The organism is Prevotella sp. ne3005 (assembly GCF_900110085.1).
In the GTDB taxonomy this organism is placed as follows: domain Bacteria; phylum Bacteroidota; class Bacteroidia; order Bacteroidales; family Bacteroidaceae; genus Prevotella.
Window position 1 is genome coordinate 73,908 of sequence record NZ_FOCK01000009.1, and the last position, 22,804, is coordinate 96,711.

At 47.5% G+C, this 22,804-nt stretch carries 19 protein-coding genes; 14 read left to right on the top strand and 5 right to left on the bottom strand.

What is annotated here, in order from left to right:
- Positions 1-17 precede the first annotated feature (17 nt).
- Positions 18-395, top strand: a complete 378-nt coding sequence (locus BMY16_RS13075; protein WP_091843225.1) for a hypothetical protein — start codon at positions 18-20, stop codon at positions 393-395.
- Between the two features lie 29 nt (positions 396-424).
- Here BMY16_RS13075 and BMY16_RS13080 read toward each other — a convergent pair whose 3' ends face one another.
- From BMY16_RS13080 to BMY16_RS13090, 3 genes are all read right to left on the bottom strand, one after another.
- Positions 425-2,581: a hypothetical protein gene (locus tag BMY16_RS13080; RefSeq protein ID WP_091843227.1), complete on the bottom strand. Its 2,157-nt coding sequence runs from the start codon at positions 2,579-2,581 to the stop codon at positions 425-427.
- A 78-nt stretch (positions 2,582-2,659) separates the two neighbouring features.
- Positions 2,660-4,105, bottom strand: coding sequence for a hypothetical protein (locus tag BMY16_RS13085; protein WP_139207230.1), 1,446 nt, complete (start codon positions 4,103-4,105; stop codon positions 2,660-2,662).
- Between the two features lie 346 nt (positions 4,106-4,451).
- Complete coding sequence (locus BMY16_RS13090; protein ID WP_139207231.1) at positions 4,452-5,075, bottom strand: HU family DNA-binding protein; 624 nt, start codon at positions 5,073-5,075, stop codon at positions 4,452-4,454.
- A gap of 142 nt (positions 5,076-5,217) precedes the next feature.
- Between BMY16_RS13090 and BMY16_RS13095 the strand changes: the two genes are divergently transcribed.
- Positions 5,218-5,556 (top strand): sigma factor, encoded by a 339-nt coding sequence (locus BMY16_RS13095; protein ID WP_170836107.1) that lies wholly within the window; start codon positions 5,218-5,220, stop codon positions 5,554-5,556.
- Positions 5,557-5,741: 185 nt separating this feature from the next.
- Here BMY16_RS13095 and BMY16_RS13100 read toward each other — a convergent pair whose 3' ends face one another.
- Positions 5,742-6,845 carry a leucine-rich repeat domain-containing protein gene (locus tag BMY16_RS13100; protein WP_170836108.1) on the bottom strand — a complete coding sequence of 368 codons (1,104 nt, stop codon included), beginning with the start codon at positions 6,843-6,845 and terminating at the stop codon, positions 5,742-5,744.
- A 427-nt stretch (positions 6,846-7,272) separates the two neighbouring features.
- Between BMY16_RS13100 and BMY16_RS13105 the strand changes: the two genes are divergently transcribed.
- From BMY16_RS13105 to rplT, 10 genes are all read left to right on the top strand, one after another.
- A complete protein-coding gene (locus tag BMY16_RS13105; protein ID WP_091843240.1) occupies positions 7,273-7,905 on the top strand; it encodes a hypothetical protein in 633 nt (210 codons plus the stop codon).
- A 179-nt stretch (positions 7,906-8,084) separates the two neighbouring features.
- On the top strand, positions 8,085-9,698 hold the full coding sequence (locus tag BMY16_RS13110; protein WP_139207232.1) for a hypothetical protein: 1,614 nt from the start codon (positions 8,085-8,087) through the stop codon (positions 9,696-9,698).
- A 6-nt stretch (positions 9,699-9,704) separates the two neighbouring features.
- The gene (locus tag BMY16_RS13115) at positions 9,705-10,769 is read left to right on the top strand and encodes an AAA family ATPase (protein ID WP_091843245.1); all 1,065 of its coding nucleotides are present in this window, start codon (positions 9,705-9,707) and stop codon (positions 10,767-10,769) included.
- A complete protein-coding gene (locus BMY16_RS13120) occupies positions 10,766-12,022 on the top strand; it encodes a vWA domain-containing protein (RefSeq protein ID WP_091843247.1) in 1,257 nt (418 codons plus the stop codon). The genes BMY16_RS13115 and BMY16_RS13120 overlap by 4 nt, the downstream gene beginning before the upstream one ends.
- Positions 12,023-12,093: 71 nt before the next feature.
- Positions 12,094-12,549 (top strand): DUF1281 family ferredoxin-like fold protein, encoded by a 456-nt coding sequence (locus BMY16_RS13125; protein ID WP_139207233.1) that lies wholly within the window; start codon positions 12,094-12,096, stop codon positions 12,547-12,549.
- A gap of 90 nt (positions 12,550-12,639) precedes the next feature.
- Positions 12,640-14,304, top strand: a complete 1,665-nt coding sequence (locus BMY16_RS13130) for an AAA family ATPase (protein WP_091843252.1) — start codon at positions 12,640-12,642, stop codon at positions 14,302-14,304.
- A gap of 77 nt (positions 14,305-14,381) precedes the next feature.
- The gene (gene thrS, locus BMY16_RS13135) at positions 14,382-16,325 is read left to right on the top strand and encodes a threonine--tRNA ligase (RefSeq protein WP_091843347.1); all 1,944 of its coding nucleotides are present in this window, start codon (positions 14,382-14,384) and stop codon (positions 16,323-16,325) included.
- A gap of 176 nt (positions 16,326-16,501) precedes the next feature.
- Entirely contained in the window at positions 16,502-17,212 is a 711-nt protein-coding gene (gene infC / locus BMY16_RS13140; RefSeq protein WP_091843254.1) for a translation initiation factor IF-3, read from the top strand.
- 85 nt (positions 17,213-17,297) lie between these two features.
- Positions 17,298-17,495, top strand: a complete 198-nt coding sequence (gene rpmI, locus BMY16_RS13145) for a 50S ribosomal protein L35 (RefSeq protein WP_091843257.1) — start codon at positions 17,298-17,300, stop codon at positions 17,493-17,495.
- Between the two features lie 33 nt (positions 17,496-17,528).
- Positions 17,529-17,873 carry a 50S ribosomal protein L20 gene (gene rplT, locus BMY16_RS13150; RefSeq protein WP_091843260.1) on the top strand — a complete coding sequence of 115 codons (345 nt, stop codon included), beginning with the start codon at positions 17,529-17,531 and terminating at the stop codon, positions 17,871-17,873.
- Between the two features lie 51 nt (positions 17,874-17,924).
- Here rplT and BMY16_RS13155 read toward each other — a convergent pair whose 3' ends face one another.
- On the bottom strand, positions 17,925-20,090 hold the full coding sequence (locus tag BMY16_RS13155) for a Tex family protein (RefSeq protein ID WP_091843262.1): 2,166 nt from the start codon (positions 20,088-20,090) through the stop codon (positions 17,925-17,927).
- 89 nt (positions 20,091-20,179) lie between these two features.
- Here BMY16_RS13155 and BMY16_RS13160 point away from each other — a divergent pair, with 89 nt between their 5' ends.
- Together BMY16_RS13160 and BMY16_RS13165 are read left to right on the top strand one after the other, a co-directional pair.
- On the top strand, positions 20,180-20,800 hold the full coding sequence (locus tag BMY16_RS13160) for a LolA-like protein (protein ID WP_091843264.1): 621 nt from the start codon (positions 20,180-20,182) through the stop codon (positions 20,798-20,800).
- On the top strand, positions 20,797-22,803 hold the full coding sequence (locus BMY16_RS13165) for an ABC-F family ATP-binding cassette domain-containing protein (protein WP_091843266.1): 2,007 nt from the start codon (positions 20,797-20,799) through the stop codon (positions 22,801-22,803). Before BMY16_RS13160 ends, BMY16_RS13165 begins: the two co-directional genes overlap by 4 nt.
- Position 22,804: the final 1 nt, after the last annotated feature.

Here is a 22,804-nt window from a genome sequence, read left to right on the forward strand (position 1 = left end):
ATAATTGAGAGTTCGAGATGAGAAAGGTCGTATTTTCTATATTATTACTGATGAGTCTCTCTGCCAATGCCCAGCAGAGGCAGATCTCTTATGTGGAAACATCGTCATCTGGGAGTTGGTATCATGTGTATGATACGAACGGCAAGAAGATCACGACGCTTGCCCAACAGAGCGTTGGGGAGTTGATAGGGTGGAGTGCTGAGATTATCGTCACGAAGTCGGGTTCATGGTACAAAATTCTCGATCCACAGGGTAAAACCTTGAAGACCATGAGTGAACAGACTTTAGGAACGGTTATCTCCGTATCCGGCAATACCTTCACCAGTCGCTCTGGCAATTGGATATCCATCTATGATAAAACAGGCCGCAAAATCTCCTCTCGCCCAGCGAATTAAAAAAGCCTCCCCGAGGGGAGGCTCTTTAGTTACTGGAGCTTCTGCCAGAGGTTGGAGTCGATCTTCTTGATGAGATCTTCCTTTACCCAGCGGTAGATGATGGTTTTCACCACAGGCGACTCGTGATTGGCCAGACGGAGATTCACCAGGTCTTCCTTTGTGAATTCCTTGGGCAGCAAATCCAGATAACGGATGTTACCCTTTGAGGCCTGAGGACTCAGCGCACCATCGTGAAGCGCATCGACCTTGTTGCCATAAATCTGCAACTGATACTGGAAACAACGCTCAGCATACCAGACGGCGAACTTAATGGCGCGCTCCGTTTCCTGACGACCTTCGAGCAGATAGGCGATGATACCGGCTCGGAAACCATTCAGGGCTGCTCGACGACGGAACACATCGATGGAATAGCGCAGCGTCTGCAGATACTCCTGACGCTTGGATTCATCCCATTCTTCGATGGCTTTGTTGATGAGCGGCAGACTGACTTCGCCTTCCTCGTCCATCAGACAGAGGCACTGGCGCTTCACCTTCTCAATCTCATCCTGACTCCAAGCCTTGAACTGAGGCATCTTCGCACCCACCATATCTGGTAGAATCACAGGCGTTACTCGGCTCACCAATCCACTCTCGGCATCAGCAAAGAAAGCCCGGCACTTGTTAGGAGTTCCACACATCACCATGTTATAATACAAGGTGACCTTGCCAGAGAACGAATCCTTCGAGATGCGATGCTGACCCCAAGGCTTGTTGTCGTAAGCCAATCGGAAGAGGTCGTTCTTCTCAGTCCACGCGCCACCCTTGTTGTTCTTCAGAACAGTCTCAATCTCAGGGGCATAGGTGAACAGATGCTTGCCCTTGGCATAGAGGGCTCGCTCCAGGAAAGCACTCACACCGATGTTAGGCTCGAGAATGCGAATCTGACTGCAGGGATTCTCCACTTCCTGACCGTCTTTCTTAGCCAGTGAGTACTCGATTTCCTTCTGCCATTCCACCTCATCCTGCTTGATGATAGGATCCATCAGCAACTCAAACTCATTGTCGACGAACGACTTACCCGTAGCCTGAGGTGCCTCGATATCCACAATGAAACTGGGCGAATTCAGCTTCCCATCGCGATACTTGGCTCGGATGCCTGTGGCCAGCGTGCCCAACATAGGCATGGCTGCAATCAGTGTGGCTTCCTTGAACTCCTCTGGAGCGTGGTCAGAGAGATCCTGAAGAATACCAGGCAACTCCTTATTCACAGGGACAACCAGCGAATCATCAGCCGTTTCTGAACCAGCCTCAGTAGCTGCTCCCAGCATCGAAAGTACCTCGTTCATCTGCGAGGGAATCCCAGCAGGACGAGTGCTGCTCACAGCACTCTTGATGGTGCTCATCACCTCATGGTCCGACAATCCCCAATGGGGTAGGATAGCAAAGAGTTTCTGCTCATCGAAGTCGCAGATGAAACGCAGATAACGGCACATCGTATAGAGAGCCATATTACGCTCACCCTCGGCAGGAGCATCGCCATAGCCCAACTTCCAAAGCATCGACTGAACGATTTTCTCGTAAGGAATGCCCTTGTAATTCATTGAACATTCAACATTGAACATTGAACAATTCTGTTCATCTGAATTTGTAGTTCGGCTGGAATCATCACTCGCGTACATCTCCTTCTGCTCTTCCGTCAGAGGTTCGAAAACCACAGGGTCGAGCAATTTCACATACTGCTCACTCACCATGAAACAACAACGAGCCAGATCGGTAACATGCGAGTCATAGCTCACACCCAGGCGACTCGCCAGCTTCTGGATGTTCTCCTCGATAGAAAGTCCTGGTGTGCGCCAAGCCCAGATGTGGGTTCCTCCGCCAGCACTCTCAGCGAAGTACACGATTCGAAACTCCTCGATGAGATTTTCGTCCTGTACCTTCTGCCAAAGCTGCTCAGTAAGACCCTTCTCATCGATGTCGAGGAAGTAGAGTCCTGAAGGCACAGCATCTTCAGCCTTGCGCGTACCATTGTTAAACGACTGTGCAAGTGGGAGCCAAACGGGCAGCTCCTTCTTGCGTTCTACATTTTTGTTCTGCTTCACGTCTGTGAGGATTTCTTCTACGTGATTCTCCGCCAGCAGTTGACGGTAAGCAGCCATGCTCGCCTTGCGAGGCTTGCCGCTAAAGTTGTTTGCAGTGCATATCATACTCTTGGTATTTTTGCGCTGCAAATCTCGCAAGGGACGTTGCACCTTCAAAATGGGATAATTCCCAGAAAAGTGCAACTATTGCTTTTGGTGTGCTAAGTCGTTGTGTTTCTGATAGATAGACTTAAAAATATTTTGTGTAAGAATGTCCTCATTTCCCATTCCTTCCTGAATATTCTTCCTATAAGTGTCCACATATCGCGTTTCTGTGAGCTTCATGGCCAAGTCGCGATCAGAATGACTTCCAAAAACTGACTTCTTTTTCATCTCTCCCACCAAGTGGCAGAAGAAACGGGCAGTAAATAGATTGTTATGCGGACTTTGGCGTGTAATCTTTAGATGGGAGAAGATGGTTTCATTCTGTACCAGCTCCTGCCACATGGTCTCATAATGGGAGCCCCACTTATTATCCACCAAATCATGGAGTTTACCAGCAGCCGAGAGCACAGCTTCGCCTACACGCTGCAGTTCATTGTTCACCAGCTGTTCTTGGCCAAACCTGGTCGTAGGATCGAGTTCACGGGCTATCTCCGACAGCGATGCCAGATGGAAGATGAAACTACGCAGGGCATCGTCGCTGAGATGGGCCTCGAGAAAGTCGGCTTCGAAAGCCTCTTCATCGGTGGTGTACTTGGCAAACAAGCCTCCTGGCACCTTTCCCAGTTCTGTGCGCTCTTTGCTCCGCTCCTCAATCATGATGTCCTTCCACGAACAGTCATCGCTTACCACACGAAGCGTCTCGCGGTGTTCGTTCCAGTAGTTAAACCAGGCATTACTCTCACGTACGCGCACCAGTACCTTATTAAATAGATGGGCCATCACTTCGCTCTTGCCCCGTTTCTCTTGCATCAGCCGCACTATCAGTCCTGGAATTAGCATCAGCAGCAACAGCCATATCAGCATCAGCTGCAGACTCTCGCTCATCTTCTCGGCCAGACCATCCATTGCCTGTCGCATCAGTTTCAGATGGTCGGCAGTCTCCTCCTGACTCATCGGAGCTTCGGCGTTGATGTTCTGAATAACTGAGGCAACCATCATCAGGTCGTTGGGCTGCAGATATTGGGCAAATACGGAGAAGGTGTACTGAAGTGGTGATGCCTTTTCCTGAATGGCCTTCTGGTCTTCGGGCGACAAGGCAAAGTGCTGCGATAGCGTCTGGCTTAGCAGATCGAAGAATGACGAGGGCTGATTGCGCTGGTTGTCGCCTATCAGCCGTTCTAAGAGTTTTACCACCGACTGACGTATGCTGGTATCCGACACGCTCTTGGCGATGCGGTCGATATACTCGGAAAACAGGTAGGCAGTAGGGATCTTGTTCAGTTCCATCAGCGCCATTACGGCACTCTGCATACGCATCATGGCGGCATAGATCTCTGCCTCTACACATATTTCCATGTCGGATTCCATGTCCTCTATCAGCGCCTCCAGTCGCGCAGAGGCCACTTCCCAATGACGACACAGCTGGGCAGTCAGTTGTTCAGCACGCTCATCGTCAACCATTCTTTTGATATCTTCTGTTGTCATATTCTTTGTTGTTGTTGGCCTTATCGGTCACATGGTCACAGCTGTGACCATGTGACCATTCTGCCTCGGATTGTCGTAAAATAATTGTATAATTGTCTGTAAATCATTGTGTTATTGTAGATGCCTGTCTGCTCTTTACACTCTGCGGTCACATGGTCACAGCTGTGACCATGTGACCATCTGTTAGGTGGTGAAGGCAGAAGGATGCAGGGGCGAACCATGCTTTAAGCAGGGAGAAAGTACGTACTAAACTATCGTTTGCCTTTACCCAAACGATTGTGCGCCTATACGCAAACAATCATTCTCCTATACCCGATTTGAAACGCTTTTCCGCCCAAGCTTGCTCTTAAATCTCTGTATAGAGATGCTCCTTGCCTCTGGGTGTCATCAGCAGTTTGGGGTTGTCGCCCTTGGTCCACTCGTTCAGCTGTTTGCGGGCAGAGTAGAGGGTCAGACCAGAGGCGCGTGAGAACATACCAGCCGTGATGTAGCCGTGATGCTGCTTGATGCAATCCCTCATCACCTGCTCCAGCTTCTCCTTGTCGGCCATGATCTCCTGCGTGTCGGCATTCTGGTAACGACGGAACCCGTCGAGCCACTTCTCAATCTGCTTGTCCCACAACTTACCTGGATTATACTCCACACCCTCGAGCCTTACATCGCGGTCTTTCACATCATCTGCATCCGTAATCTGACGTGCCAGCGACAGCTTCGGGGCAAACGAGCCGATGGGTGTCTCGATGCGATAACCTTCGGCCAAAAACCACCCCGCTGCTCTGATAAAAATATCGAAGGCGCGGCTCATCTCACCATAGCGAAGGGAGTAGTTGCGTTCGCAGTAACTCTCCAATTGCTTCATTGTCATTTTCTGTCCGCTTTTCGGACGGACATATACCAGGTTCTTCCCGTTCTCGCCCTTCACTGGGGTAGGGTGAACCTCGTACCACATTCCATGATTCTTTCTTGGCATAATTACATAGTTTTGTTTCGGACGACAAAATTAATAAAAATACTGCAGATTTTTGAATGAAAGTAAAAAAAGTACCCCTGTTTTTTGAATTTTTTCTCGAATGTGTTTATATTATGCCCATCGAACATTTAAAATTCAAAATATGAAGAAACAAAGTTTAGAAGAACTCCTTGTTGAGATTGGTCGTTCGCCATTGCTGACTCTTGAAGAAGAATTAGCACTGCTTAAGGTTGTGCAAGAGAAGGGTACTGACTGCGACGAGATGAAGCAATTGGAAAAGGCTAATATACGTTTTATTGTCAGTGTGGCGGTTCAGTATCAGAGACAAGGGTTAACACTCGAAGAACTGATTGAGGCAGGAACCGAAGGACTGAGAAAAGGTGCCATAAAATATAACTTCGAAGCTGATTACAAGTTTATCGCCTATGCCGTTTGGTGGATTCGTCAATCCATATTGCAGGCCATCGAAGAGAAGAAGTAATGGAAAATAAGAACCAGTCGTAGAAAGTTTCGCTTCGACTAAAGGTCGAAGTTTCTATGAAACCGGAGGCTGGCAGGCATCCTTCTAATCCTGTAGTAGAAAGGTCTTGGGATGCCGTTTTATATACAACCGCCCGCCGAGCAATTAAAAGTTCAGCGGGCTGTTTGACTGATTATCGAAGATTCTTACTTCTTTTTGTCTGCGGGCAACTCCACGATGAGGCTGTGCAGATTTTCTGGCAGGCGCTTCTTGTAATAGTCGGCCTTCTTAGCAGGAACGTTAATCGTCTTCAGGGCTGTGCAACCCTTGAAGGCATCCTTGCCAATCTTCTTAATACCAGCGGGGAATTCTATTGTTTTCAAAGCAGCACAGTCACGGAATGCGTTATCATCTATTTGGGCAACAGGTCCTTTGATGACTACAGACTTCAGATTGTTGCAAGCTTCAAAGGCAAATCTTCGAATCTCTGTCACACCAGACGGGATTGTTATCTTTTCTATTCCAGAATGGTCAAAATTGCAGATGCTTGTCAACGATTCTGGCAAGGTAATTGTTTTAAGGCTTGTGCACCTACTGAAACTGCATTGACTAAAATCTGTAATAGAATTGGGTAGCTCGACTGTATGTAAGTTGGTGCAACTGGAAAATGGCGACTTTCCTATTTCAGTTACGGACTCAGGAATTCGAATTGAGAGCAAATCGTTACAATTGCAAAATGCATAATTAACTATCTTGGTTGTTCCTTCGGGAATGATTCCGACACCATCCTTAACTTCATATTTGGGGAATTGGCCATCTTGCCAGAAACCTGGGAATGTTTCTAATTCTTCAAACCACAGGAACATGTACTCATTCAACTCGACATTAACCTGGAAAATGGAATAGTTTTCGAAGCGATTGCGGTTCTTTAATGACTTCGCAATACACCAGGGAATCAACAGAATGAAAGTGGCATCCCAGCCATGAAAACGCTCAAGGAACGACTTTCCTTCTTTCTGAGCTGATGCGTATTTCTCAACATAAGCATTAATCTCCTCCTGGCTGAAATCCATCTGGAGTGTCTTCTCCATTTCTTCCTTATTTGGGTGATTTTCGACGTATTTATTCAGGCTCTCTACATACAGCTTGCCCAATTCGTTTTCTTCATCATCCGCAAAAGGTTCATAATTGTATGTCTGCCGGTTAATATCTTCGTATTCATCACGCTCTTCAGGACTTGCCGCCCTTTGATCCTTTTCGTTGTAGTCGAACATAACGTTCAAAGAAAAAGCATACTCAGTTAGTTTCATATTAATACTGACGATTGGCCTACACATCGCGAGGTTTTAAGTTATTGTTTCGTACTTTCAAAGCACAAAGATAGACAATTAATTGCTAAAAAGCGTTGCCCCCCCCCCTTAAATGATGTTAAATAACGACTTGGCAGCAAAAAAGCGGTCATGTTTTTTGAATTTTTACTCGAATGTGTCTATATTATGCACATTGAACATTAATAATTTGAATTATGAGCATTATTGAAACAGTTATATTCATTGTGGGGTGGAGTACCATGATCGGTATCTTCAACTACCTTGAAAAGGAATCGCATTTCCCTTAATTGTCGTTAAAACGGCAAAACGGGGCAATGATAACAAAAGAATTGCTTATCTTTGTGGTCGAAAAGGACTAAGAACCACCTTCAAAACCTCGCGATGTATAGGTAATCGACATAATACAATGTCAAAATTAGTTATTGATAAAAACTTTAAACTTGCTCCCCATACATTAAAAGAAATCATGGAGGTAGAGCAGCGGAATCTATGGCTTCAAGCAACAGAAAGCGTAAAGAAACTAACTGAAGTGCAAAAGCGGGTTGTGGAGTTATTACCAGAATATAGGAAGCAACTGCCTTCAAATTTTGAGGGGTTGGATGATTCTAACGCTCAATCTGCCTTGAAAAACCATATCCGGCTACGTTCTCTTTATGCTCTTACTGAAATGATATGGGAAAAGATAGAGGAAGAATGTAAGGTTTTGGCTAATTGCTCAGGACATAATGATTCAGAAGAAAGAGATGCACAAGAGGTCCTTCAAACCACATTGACGGCTGTCGAAGAGTTTCCTTTTGATTCTATTATTGATGATAATGTCACAGGTTTGCTTCGATTTAATGATGAACTAAAGATAAAAATCAAGGAACGCCTTCTCGGTGTATATAAGAATTGGAGCTTTGATGACATTATTGGCACAATTAATAGATACGGAATTAAGTATGAGCAACTTTGGAAATCCGCTATCGATAGCCAGGATCCCCAAAGTGTTAATTTGAAGGATCTTCTGGATGATGATACGATGGTAAGAGTTTATTGATAGTATTAATTTTGAATATAATTTAAAATATGAACCTCGCGATGTACAGATGTTGGTGAGATCGTTGGCGTATCCAACAGTACCATCACCAGCCGCAAAGGCAGTTGGATATTCACATGGAACAAGGAGGGAAAGAAAATCAGTGCCAGAAGTGGCCATTGAAAATAAGGACGCGAATAATGAGTTTTAACGATTATTGGAAAGAAAAGGCTGCTAAGCGCAGGAAGTCGTGGGTGAGCAAAGCCAAACGGTTTGCTGATCAGCACACGCAATTGGAGGATATCCGCAAGGAGGTGTATCTTCCACTAGATTTTGGTGTGAATTTCAGTTTTGAGGACTATAAGTCTGAGCATTTCATCAAACTAAATCCCATTGTCTGTTGGCAGAATATGAATTTCTGTTTCTCAGAAGAAGGGCTGCGGGCTGCACTCGAAGCTGAAGGTGCTGATTTGAATAGTTTCAAGATGGAGGTGAATCGCCAGTCCCTTAAAGGTAAGGAGGCTCCGCAGCCAAAGAATAGATGGGAAACTTATTCCTATATGCCAAACAAGGTTTTTGACTATGAAAAGATATACCTTGACTGGCTGCAAAGGATGTATGAGATTTGCACTGATGTGGAAACGATACACTTGTCTTATGGTCAAATCACGATGACCATCAAACGCTATAGTACAGAGGGAATGCCTTTTGGCTATTACGAACTGAACCCCTGCGAGCAGTTGACGAAATCGGCTATGCTCTTGCAGGAAACTGACTTCTATTCGCTGAACGTAGCGACTCTGTTGATGGAAGCTGCTGCGGAATGGGAATTGCGACAAGAAGAATTCAACTACTATGCCAAGAAGTTGAAAATACGTACGATGGAGGCTGCTATTTCTGACAGCATAGAGTTCGAACTGTGGGATGACAAGAAGTTGCAGAAGAAGATCCAAGAATACATCGAGAAGGATTATCAATTAGACAAGATCTTGGAACAGGTGCTCCGTCCCTGGAAGATGGCTATCAAGAAATATATCGATGCTGCCACAGAGCGGACAGTGAAAGAGCAAGTGCAGACTTTTGAGCATTTTAACCATTGGAATAAAGATATATTTTGGGAAAAAGAACTTGTTCCCTATCTGAATAGTTTAGGACTGCAAGATATGGAGATTAATGCGTCTGAGGACAAAATGAATATAGCCATCAAGACCGAGGGCTTCCAGTGTTCCATCATCAGTGCTTATGATAGCATATATTTGTACCCAAATAGTCATTACGAGAGATGTCAGATTGAGATATTACCGAAGACACCACTTAGCGCCATTGGTGAGTATCTGAAAATGATGCCTAGGCTCAGTCAAAAGATGGAAGAGGCACTCATTACAACCATGCATATCCATGATCAACAAATGATGCAGAAGCCTGAGTATCGGCATTTTGTTGAAATCATGGAGCCTCTTGCCGTTCAAAACGCAGGTAAACCCGTAGGTAAATTGCTGAAATATATGCGTTGGGAGGCTGGACGACTATATACAACAAAAATTTTATCTTCCGCAATTAAAATTACCAGCGATACAAGATTTTGCTATGTCGTAAGGGATGAAGTGCGAGAACAATATGTCGATGCAGAATGCCACAATGTATTCGTTTTCGACCCTGTAACAACAGACGTTGATGCTTGGATAGCCGCCAACCGACACGGGAAAGGCACTCCAAGATATAAGTTAACGGTTGGAGATTATGTGCGCTCATTCATGTCCGGGAACTACAATAATCTTTTCATATCTTTCGATTTCGTTGATCAAAAACTATAAAACAATATGGCAATAGCAATTAACAGTAAAGAACTGCTGACACTTTTGGAGGTGACTCCTTCGTGGCAGAACATCATGTTGACGGGCCGGCATGGTATTGGTAAGTCGCAAATTCTGACGAAATACTTTGAGTCGAAAGGCATGCGCGTTGTAGCCCTTTTCCTCGGACAGATGAGTGATCCAGGCGACCTGTTGGGTCTGCCCAATAAGGATGAGGCAACAGGTAAAACCACCTTTATGCCGCCTTATTGGTTCCCCATGGACGGTAAACCCATCGTGCTTTTCTTGGATGAGCTGAACCGTGCCCGTCCTGAAATCCTTCAGACGGTGATGGATCTGGTGCTGAATCGCAAGCTGGCAGGTCGGCCTTTACCAGAAGGCAGTCGTATCATCTCGGCTTGTAACGATGGTGATGAGTATCAGTTGACGGATCTTGACCCAGCGTTGGTTTCCCGCTTCAATATCTATACCTTCCGTCCTTCGGCAGAGGAGTGGTTGCTATGGGCAGAGCGTGAGGGACTGGATGAGCGCGTTATCAGTTTCATCAGTGCCAACCCTGAGATACTCGACCGTAGTGCTGATACCAAGGAAGAACAGGGGCTGGAGAAAGATCCTGACCGTCGTGCCTGGGAGAAGGTGGCACGACTGTTGGAAAATGTGCCAAATCCGTTGCCAGTGCATCAGAAGGTAGTAGCCGGTATCATTGGCATACAAGCTGCTGCGCAGTTGTTCCTCTCATTCCGTAAGGAGGATCTTACACCCATTGACCTGTTGACGGACTTTAAGAAGGCCAAGAAGCAACTTGACAAGTATGAACTGCATCAGTTATCGTTGCTCAACGATGCACTGGCCCGTTTCTTCGAGACTGACAAGGCCGATACGCTGGAACGTAAGACGGTGTGCGAGAACCTGAAAGCCTATCATGACTATCTGCTCAAGAAGAATCGTGAGGCTTATGCCCATTTCGTATCGCTCATTGATGGTACAGGTTATAAGCAGATGCTGCTCCTGATTAATAAGGAGATGCCAGAGACCTATAAGCAAATCGTGGAATTCATCCAGACACTATGACGGCCCGAGAGCGCATACAACAGGAAGCGGAACAGTGGTTCTTGACAGAGCCAGTGCTTTTTGCTGTCTATTGCAGTCATCGCCTGACGATGAATGCCAATATGCTGTGTCCGCTGCGGACGGGGAAAGGGCGCATTGAATACAATCCAACTGTCATCGATGCCCTGCAAGATAATCAGTTGAAAGACTTGCTGAAGGTGGAGATGATTCGCATCCTGCTGCAACATCCCTATGCCCGTCAGCCGCTGGGATGTCTACCTGTGATGCTTCAAACTGCCAGCGATATGGTCATCTCACCTGCCTATAAGTTTTCGTGGATTGACCTTGCAAAACCTGAGGACTTTGGATTGCCCCAAGGGCAGTATTACGAGTGGTATGCCAATCGGTTGAACGACATGGTTCAAGGCCAACAAAGTCAGAGCCAAGGTGAAGAACAAAGCCAAGACCAGAATCAAAGTGGAGGGCAAGGTCAAAAACAAGAAACGGATTCAACAGAAAAGTCTGCGGAATCAGCAACATCAGGAACAGATGGCGCGGATTCTGGTGAAAACGATAAGATGGGGGGAAAGTCAAAAGGTACTGATTATACCTCGCTCTGGGAAGAAGACCAATTCCAGGCCCGTCTAATTACAGACCTCGTTCAGAGTTCGACACAGTGGGGTAGTTTGCCTGGCGATATGGTGGAGCTGATCAAGAAGGCTGCTGAGGGAAAGATTGACTACCGCGGAGCCCTGCGCACTTTCCGCTCCAGCATCCTCTCGCAGAAACGTCGCCTGACTCGCATGCGCCCCAGTCGTCGCTTTGGTTTTGAACAGATGGGCAGTCACTATGACTTTACCACCCGTCTTCTTATCGCTATTGATACCAGCGGCTCTGTTGACTCAGATATTCTGGGACGATACTTCCGTATCATCACCACCTTCTTCAAATATGGCATTCAGGAGATAGACGTGCTGATGTTCGACCATGAGGTTCAAGGCATGCCCATCAAATTGGATGAAGCCAAGAAGAATAAGCAGGAGTTCAAGGTGAAAGGACGTGGCGGCACAGACTTCCAGGCACCCGTCGATTATGTCAAAGAAAACCCCAATTACGATGGTCTTATCATCATCACTGATGGCTATGCCCCAACGCCAGAAGTGCCACCATTCCTGCGCACCAAACTCCTTTGGGTTATCGACAACGAGCAATCCTATAAACTGAGATACGAATCCCTGCGAAAGACAGGCCGTGTCTGTCTGATGGAACTATAAAAATTTGCCGAATCTTTGAATTTTTGACGAGAAGTAACTATATTAATAACAAATATCAAATCATTACAGTTATGGCAAACATTTGTGCTACCAATTATGTCATCGAGGGTGAGAAGAAAGAACTCGATGCACTGTATCAGAAGATGAAGGAACTCCAAGGCCAAGACCTCGGACTACTAGTTAAGGCCTTGGGCAAGAATCCTGATGAGATGGAATGTCGAGGTGAATGGACAGAACTTGTTCGCGAGGATGAAACCCTTCGCATGATTTTCGAAACGGCTTGGACACCTTGCTACGAAGTCACTCAGTTGATGAAAGCTGTTTATCCATCGCTTCGTATCTTCTACAAAGCAGAAGAACCTGGTTGCGAAGTCTATTTGAAGAACGATGCCGAGGGCAAGTATTTCCCTGAGACAGAAGCCGATGGCCATCCTTTCAAGTTGATGACTGGGGAAGATGAGAATGAGCAAATCCGCCTCATCCGTGCTATTCAGGAAGGAAAGATTAAGCTTGAACCAAAGAAGTAACGGCTTCCTGAAAAAAAGTTGCCATGTTTTTTGAATTTTTTTTCGAATGTGTCTATATTATGCACATCGGATATTTAAAATTCAAAAGATATGGCAACAACTATTAAAAGTAGAAAGAAAAATCAACAGAAGTCTGTACCCACACTGCTGCAGGCTATTGAGAAGGTGGTGGAACTGGCAGAGGACTCGAAGATGAGCGAGGAGTTCATGCTGAAGGCTGCACCAGAGATCTGTCTGCTGGCAGAGAGCTTTGGCATTACAGAACGACAGGCTGTGCTGTTCTGCGTCTGTATGGAGAAAGGACCGAGAAGGGTGGATTATGATGATCTGGCCTCGTATCTGGATCTGAATAAAATAGGTGTGCTGAGTTATGCCAGTGATATCGATGCCCTGGTGCGTCGCCGTCTGTTGAAGTTCCGTGATGTGAAAGATGAGGATGACTTCGATATTCCCTCCGTCGTGATCCGCTATCTGAAGCATAACGAGGTGTATCAGTTACCTCAGCGCAAAGGGCTGGACTGTGCTGCGATGTTTGAACTGCTCGACCAGTGGTTTGAGGATCTGGATGATGATGCCATCTCGCCCCGTGCCCTTTGTGAAGAACTGCAACAGCTCTTTGAAGATAATCCACAGGTGGGCTTTGTGAAGCACCTGAAGGAGTATTATCTGAGCGATGAAGATGAGATGATGGTGGCCTTCTTTGCTCATCGGTTGGTGAATCGCGACGATGATGACATCCGCTTTTGCGATATCGAGGACCTGTATGACAGCAGAGCAGACTTTACCAATGCGAAGAGTGAACTGAGAATAGGGGAGCATAAGTTGCAGGAGAAGAAACTGATTGAGCATAAGTGTGTGGACGGGCTGGCGGATGTGACCAAATACAAACTGACAGATGCGGCCAAGCGAGATTTGTTGGCTGAGATGAAGATTAATGCTACAGAGGAGAAACTGGCCGATATGCTGGATGCCAGCAAACTGACAGAGAAGAAATTGTTCTTTCCCAAGGATATTGAGCGACAGGTGGAAGAGCTGGGCAGTTTCCTGCAGCCTGAGAATTATCAGAAGATTCAAGAGCGTATGAAGGAAAAGGGCTTCCGCTATGGTTTCGCCTGTCTGTTCTATGGTTCCCCCGGTACTGGCAAGACGGAAACGGTCTATCAGTTGGCTAAAAAGACAGGACGGAATATCATGGTGGTGGATGTGCCGCAGTTGAAGAGTATGTGGGTAGGTCAGAGCGAGAAGAATGTGAAGGCACTCTTTGACCGCTATCGTGAACAGGTGAGTAAGGCCAAGTTGACACCTATCTTATTATTTAACGAGGCAGACGCCATCATCGGCAAGCGCAAGAACGGGGCTGAGAATGCGGTCGATAAGATGGAGAACTCGCTGCAGAACATCATCCTGCAGGAGATGGAACAGCTGGATGGCATCATGATTGCCACCACGAATCTTCAGCAGAATATGGACAAGGCTTTCGAACGCCGATTCCTCTACAAAATCAAGTTCGAGAAACCGACAGAAGAGGCCCGTGTCAGCATCTGGCATTCGATGATACCAGACCTCAGCGATCTGGATGTTCACACCTTGGCCTCGAAGTATGACTTCAGTGGTGGTCAGATAGAGAATATCGCCCGCCATTATGCCATCGACACCATCCTGCATGGGCAGGCCGAAGATGTGCTCCCTATGCTGATCCGCCACTGCGACAACGAACGCCTTGACGAGACGAACGTGAAAAAGATAGGTTTTTAGGCGGAAAATTTGGTGGTTTCGGTGAAAGTGTGTACCTTTGCAGGCAATTTCAAATTCAAACATATATTGTAGATATGATGATTAACATTACTTTCCCAGACGGATCTGTTCGTTCGTATGAGCAGGGCGTGACTGGCTATCAGATTGCAGAGAGCATCTCTCCGGCTCTTGCACGCAGCGTTGTAAGCTGTGGAGTAAACGGTGAGACAGTAGAGTTGAACCGTCCAATTAATGAGGACGCTACCATTGCACTCTACAAGTTTGAAGACGAGCAGGGTAAGCATACCTTCTGGCATACCTCCGCCCACCTGTTGGCAGAGGCTTTGCAGGAGTTGTATCCTGGCATTCAGTTCGGTTTCGGACCTGCTGTCGAGAATGGCTTCTTCTATGATGTCTTGCTGAAAGATGGTGAGATGATCAAGGAGAGCGATTTCCCCAAGATTGAGGCTAAGATGAAGGAACTGGCTGGCAAGAAAGAGCCTGTGGTTCGTCGTGAGGTACCTAAGGCTGAGGCCCTGAAGCAGTTTGCTGAGTGGGGACAGACCTATAAGTGCGAGCACATCGACCAGGATCTAGAAGACGGTTCCATCACAACCTATACACAGGGTAACTTCACTGACCTCTGTCGTGGTCCGCACCTCGTGGATACAGGCGAGATCAAGGCTGTGAAGCTGACCTCTGTGGCTGGTGCTTTCTGGCGTGGAGATGCCAGTCGTGAGCAGATGCAGCGTTTGTATGGTATCTCTTTCCCAAAGAAGAAGATGCTCGACGAGTATCTGGAGATGCTGGAGGAGGCTAAAAAGCGCGACCACCGTAAAATCGGTAAGGAGATGGAACTCTTCATGTTCTCAGATAAGGTAGGTAAGGGCCTGCCCATCTGGTTGCCGAAGGGTACGGAACTGCGCTTGCGTTTGCAGGATCACTTGCGTAAGGTTCAGAAAAGATTTGGTTATCAGGAGGTTATTACTCCGCATATTGGCTCAAAGAACCTCTATGTTACCTCTGGTCACTATGCCCATTACGGCAAGGATTCGTTCCAACCCATCCATACACCTGAGGAGGATGAGGAGTACATGCTGAAGCCAATGAACTGTCCTCACCACTGTGAAATTTTTGCTTGGAAGCCTCGTTCATATCGTGACCTGCCGCTACGTATTGCTGAGTTTGGTACCGTTTACCGTTATGAACAGAGTGGTGAGTTGCATGGACTGACTCGTGTGCGTTCGTTCACTCAAGATGATGCCCACCTGTTCTGCCGTCCAGACCAGGTGAAGCAGGAGTTCCTGAATGTGATGGACATTATCGGCATCGTGTTGACAGCCTTTGGATTCAACTTTGAGGCTCAGATTTCGCTGCGTGATCCTAACGACCACGATAAGTATGTTGGTACTGACGAAGATTGGGCACTGGCCGAGAAGGCTATTGTTGAGGCTTGTCAGGAGAAAGGACTGCCTGCCAAGGTTGAATACGGTGAGGCCGCTTTCTATGGTCCTAAACTCGACTTCATGATTAAGGACGCTATTGGCCGTCGTTGGCAGTTGGGCACTATTCAGGTGGACTATAACCTGCCTAAGCGCTTCCAGTTGGAATATACCGACGAGGACAATACGAAGAAGACACCTGTGATGATCCATCGTGCACCGTTCGGTTCACTGGAGCGCTTCTGTGCTGTGCTGATTGAGCATACCTCAGGTCACTTCCCCCTTTGGCTCACACCAGACCAGGTGGCTATCTTGCCGCTTTCTGAGAAGTACAACGACTATGCTCAGGAGGTTGCCAAGAAATTTGATCTGGGTGGCGTTCGTGCTACCATCGATCTGCGCAATGAGAAGCTGGGTCGTAAGATTCGCGACAACGAGTTGAAGCGTATTCCCTATATGGTAATTGTAGGCGAGAAAGAGCAGGCTGACGGAACGGTCGCCGTTCGTCCTCAGGGTGGTGGTGAACAGAGTGTCATGACTATTCAGGAGTTTATCGATGAGGTGAACGCTCGTGTCGCTGAAATGACGAAAGACTTTTAGCTTTTAACTTTGAGCTTTGAGCTTTATGATTTGCTAATGATGGAATGGTATAAAATCATAGCATTATATGGGTTTATTGTTAAATTTATATAAATGTTATCATAAAGTTTAAAGCTCAAAGCTTAATGTTCAAAGAAAAATAGTAATTTTGCACCCGATTTTCTAAAAAACAGTTGATGAAGAATGACAAATTGAAGAATCAGTACCGAATCAACGAACAGATTCGAGTACGTGAAGTTCGCATCGTAGGCGATGATGGCTCGTCTGTTGTTCCTACCCGTGATGCTCTTAACATGGCCCGCGAACAGGGCGTGGATCTCGTAGAGATTTCCCCTAACGCTAATCCGCCCGTTTGTCGTCTTATCGACTACTCCAAGTTCCTTTACCAGCAGAAGAAGCGCCAGAAGGAAATGAAGGCCAAGCAGGTGAAGGTGGAGGTTAAGGAAATTCGCTTTGGTCCCCAGACCGATGAGCACGACTATCAGTTCAAGCTCAAGCATGCCAAGGAGTTCTTGGAGGAAGGCAATAAGGTTAGAGCCTATGTATTCTTCCGCGGACGCTCCATCCTGTTTAAAGAGCAGGGCGAGGTATTGCTGCTGCGTTTCGCAAATGATCTTGAGGAGGTAGGAAAGGTTGAGGGTATGCCTTCTCTCGAAGGAAAGAAGATGTTCCTCTACCTGGCTCCTAAGAAGGCAGGTGAGAAGAAGAAGAGTCAGCAGGCTCGTGACCGTGAGGCTGCAGAGGCCGAGGCTAAGGAAGCCAAGAAGGCACAGCAGGAAAAGGTTGCTGAGGCAGGTGCAGAGATACCCGCCAACGGTGGTCTCTTTGCCAATGCCAAGATTAGTGCCGATGCCCTGAAGAAACTGACTGAGGATCAGGAAGGGTAATGTAAAAAAGAAAAGAAAAAGAAGACGGCGCGCCCGGTATATGCGTTGCCGCCGATTATTAATAACAATTTAAATATTTAAAACAATGCCAAAAGTAAAGACAAACTCCGGTGCCAAGAAGAGATTCTCATTCACCGGTACAGGTAAGGTAAAGAGACGTCACGCTTACCACAGCCACATTCTGACAAAGAAGACCAAGAAGCAGAAGCGCAACTTGGTAGGTACAACAATCGTTGATCCGTCAAACATGAAGCAGGTACGTGACCTGTTGTGTCTCCGTTAAACCTATTGTCGAACATTTTAAAGTAGAAAAACTATGCCAAGAAGTGTAAACAACGTTGCCTCAAGAGCAAAGCGTAAGAGTATTTTGAAGCTTACCCGCGGTTACTTCGGTGCCCGCAAGAATGTTTGGACAGTAGCCAAGAACACATGGGAAAAAGGTCTTACCTATGCCTATCGTGACCGTCGTAATAAGAAGCGCAACTTCCGTGCCCTGTGGATCCAGCGTATCAACGCTGCCGCTCGTCAGGAGGGTATGAGCTACTCAGTATTCATGGGTAACCTTGCTAAGGCAGGTATCGAGATTAACCGTAAGGTGCTCGCTGACCTGGCCATGAACAATCCCGAGGCTTTCAAGGCCATCGTGGAGAAGGTCAAGTAAAGAAGATAAGTCTTTAAAACGAGAAATCCTCCCCAACTGGGGAGGATTTTTTTATTTCAGGGAGAGAGAAATACGATGGCGACGATGGTCGACCTCAATGACACGCACCTTGAGGTGTTGGTGGAGCTTCACCACATCGGAGGGATGGGCGATGCGACGGTTTGCCATCTGCGAGATATGGATGAGTCCGTCTTGATGGACACCGATATCAACAAAAGCTCCGAAGTTGGTGATGTTGGTCACGATGCCAGGAAGGATCATGCCTTCTACCAGATCGTCGATGGTGTTGACATTCTTATCGAACTCAAACTCTTCTAACTGTTCACGCGGGTCTCGACCAGGTTTTTCCAACTCCTGCATGATGTCGGTGAGAGTGGGGATTCCTATCTCGGAGGTGACGTAGCGTTTGATGTCAATAGCCTCGCGCTTCTCTTTGTTGTTGATAAGGTCGGCTACGGAACAACCCTGATCTTTGGCCATCTGCTCAACAACAGCATAACTCTCCGGATGAACGGCAGAGTTGTCGAGTGGGTTCTTGGCGTTGGGAATACGAAGAAAACCTGCACATTGCTGGTAGGCTGAAGGTCCAAGGCGTGGCACTTTCTTCAGTTGAGCGCGAGAGGTGAATGCTCCATTCTCTTTCCTATAATCCACGATGTTCTTGGCAAGGGTCGGTCCAAGACCACTGACATACATCAGCAGATGTTGGGAGGCTGTGTTGAGGTTGACGCCAACGAGGTTGACACAGCTCTCAACAGTCTGATCTAGGGAATGTTTGAGCTTTGTCTGGTCTACATCGTGCTGATACTGTCCCACGCCAATACTCTTGGGGTCGATCTTGACCAATTCTGCCAACGGGTCCATAAGTCTACGACCAATGGAGACTGCACCGCGGACAGTGACATCCTCATTAGGAAATTCATCGCGGGCAATCTTGGAGGCAGAATAGACGGAAGCCCCATCTTCGCTGACAGTAAAGATCTGAGGCTTGGGTGACTCGTCTTTTTTCTTGGTATCGATATTATAGCGGCCTGCCAAAACATCCTTGATGAAATCATTAGTTTCACGACTGGCAGTGCCATTTCCTATGGAGATAGCTTCAATCTTGTATTTCTGAATCATCTTCTGAATGGCGATGGCCGACTCTGTGCGCTTGTTGACAGGCGGGTGGGGGAAAATGGCTTCATGGTGGAGCAGATTACCCTGTGCATCGAGACAAACCACCTTGCAACCAGTTCGGAATCCTGGGTCGACGCCCATGACCCGTTTCTGACCTAGGGGTGCACCAAGCAGTAGTTGGCGCAGGTTCTCTGCAAAAACGTGGATGGCTTCTTCATCGGCCTTCTCCTTGCTAAGGGCTGCAAACTCTGTCTCGATAGCAGGCTTGAGCAACCGCTTGTAACCATCTTCAATGGCATCGGCCACGAGTTGTCCACAAGGGGTGTTTCCATAGACATAGTGGCGCTTCAGACGTTCTGTGGCTTCTTCGTCATCAGGAGAGATGCTGATACGGAGGACGCCTTCACTCTCACCACGACGCATGGCCAGCAGACGATGGGAAGAACAGCGTTTCAGAGGTTCTTCCCAATCGAAGTAATCGCTGTATTTGGCAGCCTCGTCGCTATCGGCCTTGGATTTGACCACTTTAGAAGTTATGAATGCCTGACGACTGAAAGCATTGCGGAGTTGCTGACGGGAACGCTCGTCTTCGCTGACGGTCTCGGCAATGATGTCCTGTGCCCCCTTGAGTGCCATATCTGCATCCTTCACATCGCCTTTTACGAAACGTTCTGCAGCCCTTTCCGGATCACGTTCGCGCTGAATCATAAGGATGTTGGCCAGAGGCTCCAATCCCAGTTCACGGGCCACCTGAGCACGGGTACGGCGTTTGGGCTTGTAGGGGAGATAGATGTCTTCCAACTCTGTCGTGTCCCAGCAATCGTGGATTCGCTTTTCCAATTCTGGCGTCATCTTCCCAAGGTCGGTGATGGTCTTCGTGACAGTCTCTTTTCGCTTCTGTATCTCCTGTAGTTTCTCGTATCGGTCGCTGATGGCGGCTATCTGTACCTCGTCGAGCCCTCCTGTACGTTCCTTGCGGTAACGGGAGATAAACGGGATGGTACAGCCTTCCTCCAACAATGCGATGGTGGCACCTACGGCCCGTTCCTGAAGGTTCAGGGCGCTGGCAATCAGTTGCGCGAAGATATTCTTTTCCATATGTATGCCTATTAATTCGTTAATTTGTGTGCAAAAATAATGTATTTTCATGAGAAATTAGTACTTTTGCATCTTGAAACTGACAAAAGATGAGAAAAAAAATAGTTTTGATGGTGTTGATGCTGCTGACGGTGCTGTGTTCTGTCCATGCGGAGGAGACACCTAATTCCCGTCAAGCGCGTCGTATTTTCAACCAAGCCTACCAACAGGTATTCGGAGAACAGGGGGCCACCTTGCACTATGATGTGAATATCACAGGCCTCTACAAGACCAGCGGAACCATCTGGTATAAGGGCAAAAAGAGCAAGTTCGAAGATGCGAGGATGAAATCTTGGAATGATGGTCAGGTGGTCTACATCATAAAAAAGAGGAAAAAGAATGAGGTGGAGATCCATGATGCCAAGAACAATAAGTCGGACAAGTATTCGAGCAAGTTCAAGTTTGAGCCAGAGAATTTCGACTATAGTGTCTCTGAAGATCCTAAAGGACTGATGTTGACACTCAAGGCGAAGAAAGGCAAGAAAGGTATCAAGGAGGTGCGGGCGCTGGTGGAGCGAAAGACGTATAACCCCATCAGTGTGCGTGTCAAGATATCTTTCATCTGGACGACCATTAAGATCTCCGACTTCAAATCGGGCGATATCACTGACGCGATACTCCGTTTCCCAAGGGAGGACTATCAGGGATATAAATATGTAGACAAACGATGATTTCAATAGAAGGACTGAGAGTGGAATTTGGCATCAAGCCATTGTTCGTGGATGCGAGTTTTGTCATCAACGACAAGGACCGTATTGCCCTTGTGGGTAAGAACGGCGCTGGCAAGTCGACGATGCTGAAGATAATATGTGGTCAGCAGAAACCAACGGCTGGCAACGTGAGTGTGCCCAACGACTGCCGTATCGGCTATCTGCCCCAGGTGATGATTCTGCAGGATGATACGACTGTTCGCGAGGAGGCCCAGAAAGCCTTTGCCGATATTACGCGGATGAAAGAACGGCTCGACAAGATGAATCTGGAGCTGGCAGAGCGCACGGACTACGAGAGTGAGAGCTATCTGGCACTGATTGAGAAATACACCACAGAGCATGAGCGCTTCTTGATGATGGGTGCTGAAAGTCGCGAGGCAGAACTGGAGCGCACGCTGATGGGACTTGGGTTCCTTCGTACGGACTTTGATCGCCCTACCTCGGAGTTCTCTGGAGGTTGGCGTATGCGTATCGAACTGGCGAAAATCCTTCTTCAGAAGCCTGATGTGCTGTTGCTCGACGAGCCTACCAACCACCTCGATATCGAGTCGATTCAGTGGCTGGAGCAGTTCCTGGCTCAGTCGTCGAGTGCTGTCGTCCTTGTGAGTCATGACCGTGCCTTTATAAATAATGTGTCGAACCGCACGCTGGAAATCTCTTGCGGGCAGGTGGTCGACTATAAGGTGAAGTACAATGAGTATGTCGTGCTGAGAAAGGAGCGCCGCGAGCAGCAGATAAGGGCCTATGAGAACCAGCAGAAGGAGATGGCGGATATGAAAGCCTTTATCGAGCGCTTCCGTTATCAGGCTACGAAGGCTGTTCAGGTGCAGCAGAAGATCAAGCAGTTGGAGAAGATTGTGCCCATCGAGATCGATGAGGTTGACAACTCTGCAATGCACCTGAAGTTCCCTCCCTGCCTGAGAAGTGGAGACTATCCGATTATCTGCGATGAGGTGCGTAAGGACTATGGAGCCCACACAGTCTTCGACCATGTGACGCTGACGATTAAGCGAGGCGAGAAAGTGGCCTTCGTGGGTAAGAACGGTGAAGGAAAGTCCACGCTGGTGAAATGTATCATGGGTGAGATACCCTTTACGGGCCATCTGAAGGTGGGCCATAACATCCAGATTGGCTACTTTGCCCAGAACCAGGCACAGTTGCTCGACGAGAATCTCACTGTTTTCCAGACCATCGACAACGTAGCGAAGGGCGAGATCCGTCTGCGTATCAACGATATCCTTGGCGCCTTCATGTTTGGTGGCGGGGAGTCGGATAAGAAAGTGAAAGTGCTCAGTGGTGGAGAGAGAAGTCGCTTGGCGATGATCCGTCTGCTGTTGGAGCCGGTAAACCTGCTGATTCTCGACGAGCCTACCAACCATCTCGATATGCCTTCGAAGGATGTACTCAAAGAGGCCATCAAGGCCTTCGACGGTACTGCCATCATCGTGAGTCACGACCGTGAGTTCCTTGATGGCTTGGTGACGAAGGTCTATGAGTTTGGAGGCGGCAAGGTGAGAGAGCATCTGGGTGGTATCTACGACTTCCTCCAGGCCAAGAAGATAAGTGAACTGAACGAACTCGGGCGGAATCAGGCAGAAACCAAGAGTCCCACCCAAGGAAACTCCCAGTTCCCACCGAGGGAACAAATAGTTCCCACCGTGGGAACAAACAGTTCCCAGCATGGGAACAATCAGGAAACTCTGTCTAAAGCCCTCAACTATGCCGAGCGGAAGGAGCAGCAGAAGCGCAGAAACCGCGTGGAGAAGGCTGTCAAGGAGTCGGAGCGCAAGATTGAGAAGATGGAACAGCGGCTGAAGGAGCTCGACGACCTGCTGATGGTTCCTGAAAATGCCTCCGACATGACCCTTGTGACGGAATACACCTCGACAAAGAAAAGTCTTGACGAAGAGGTGGAACGCTGGGAGAAACTCAGTGAAGAACTCGAAAGTTTAACAACAAACTAAT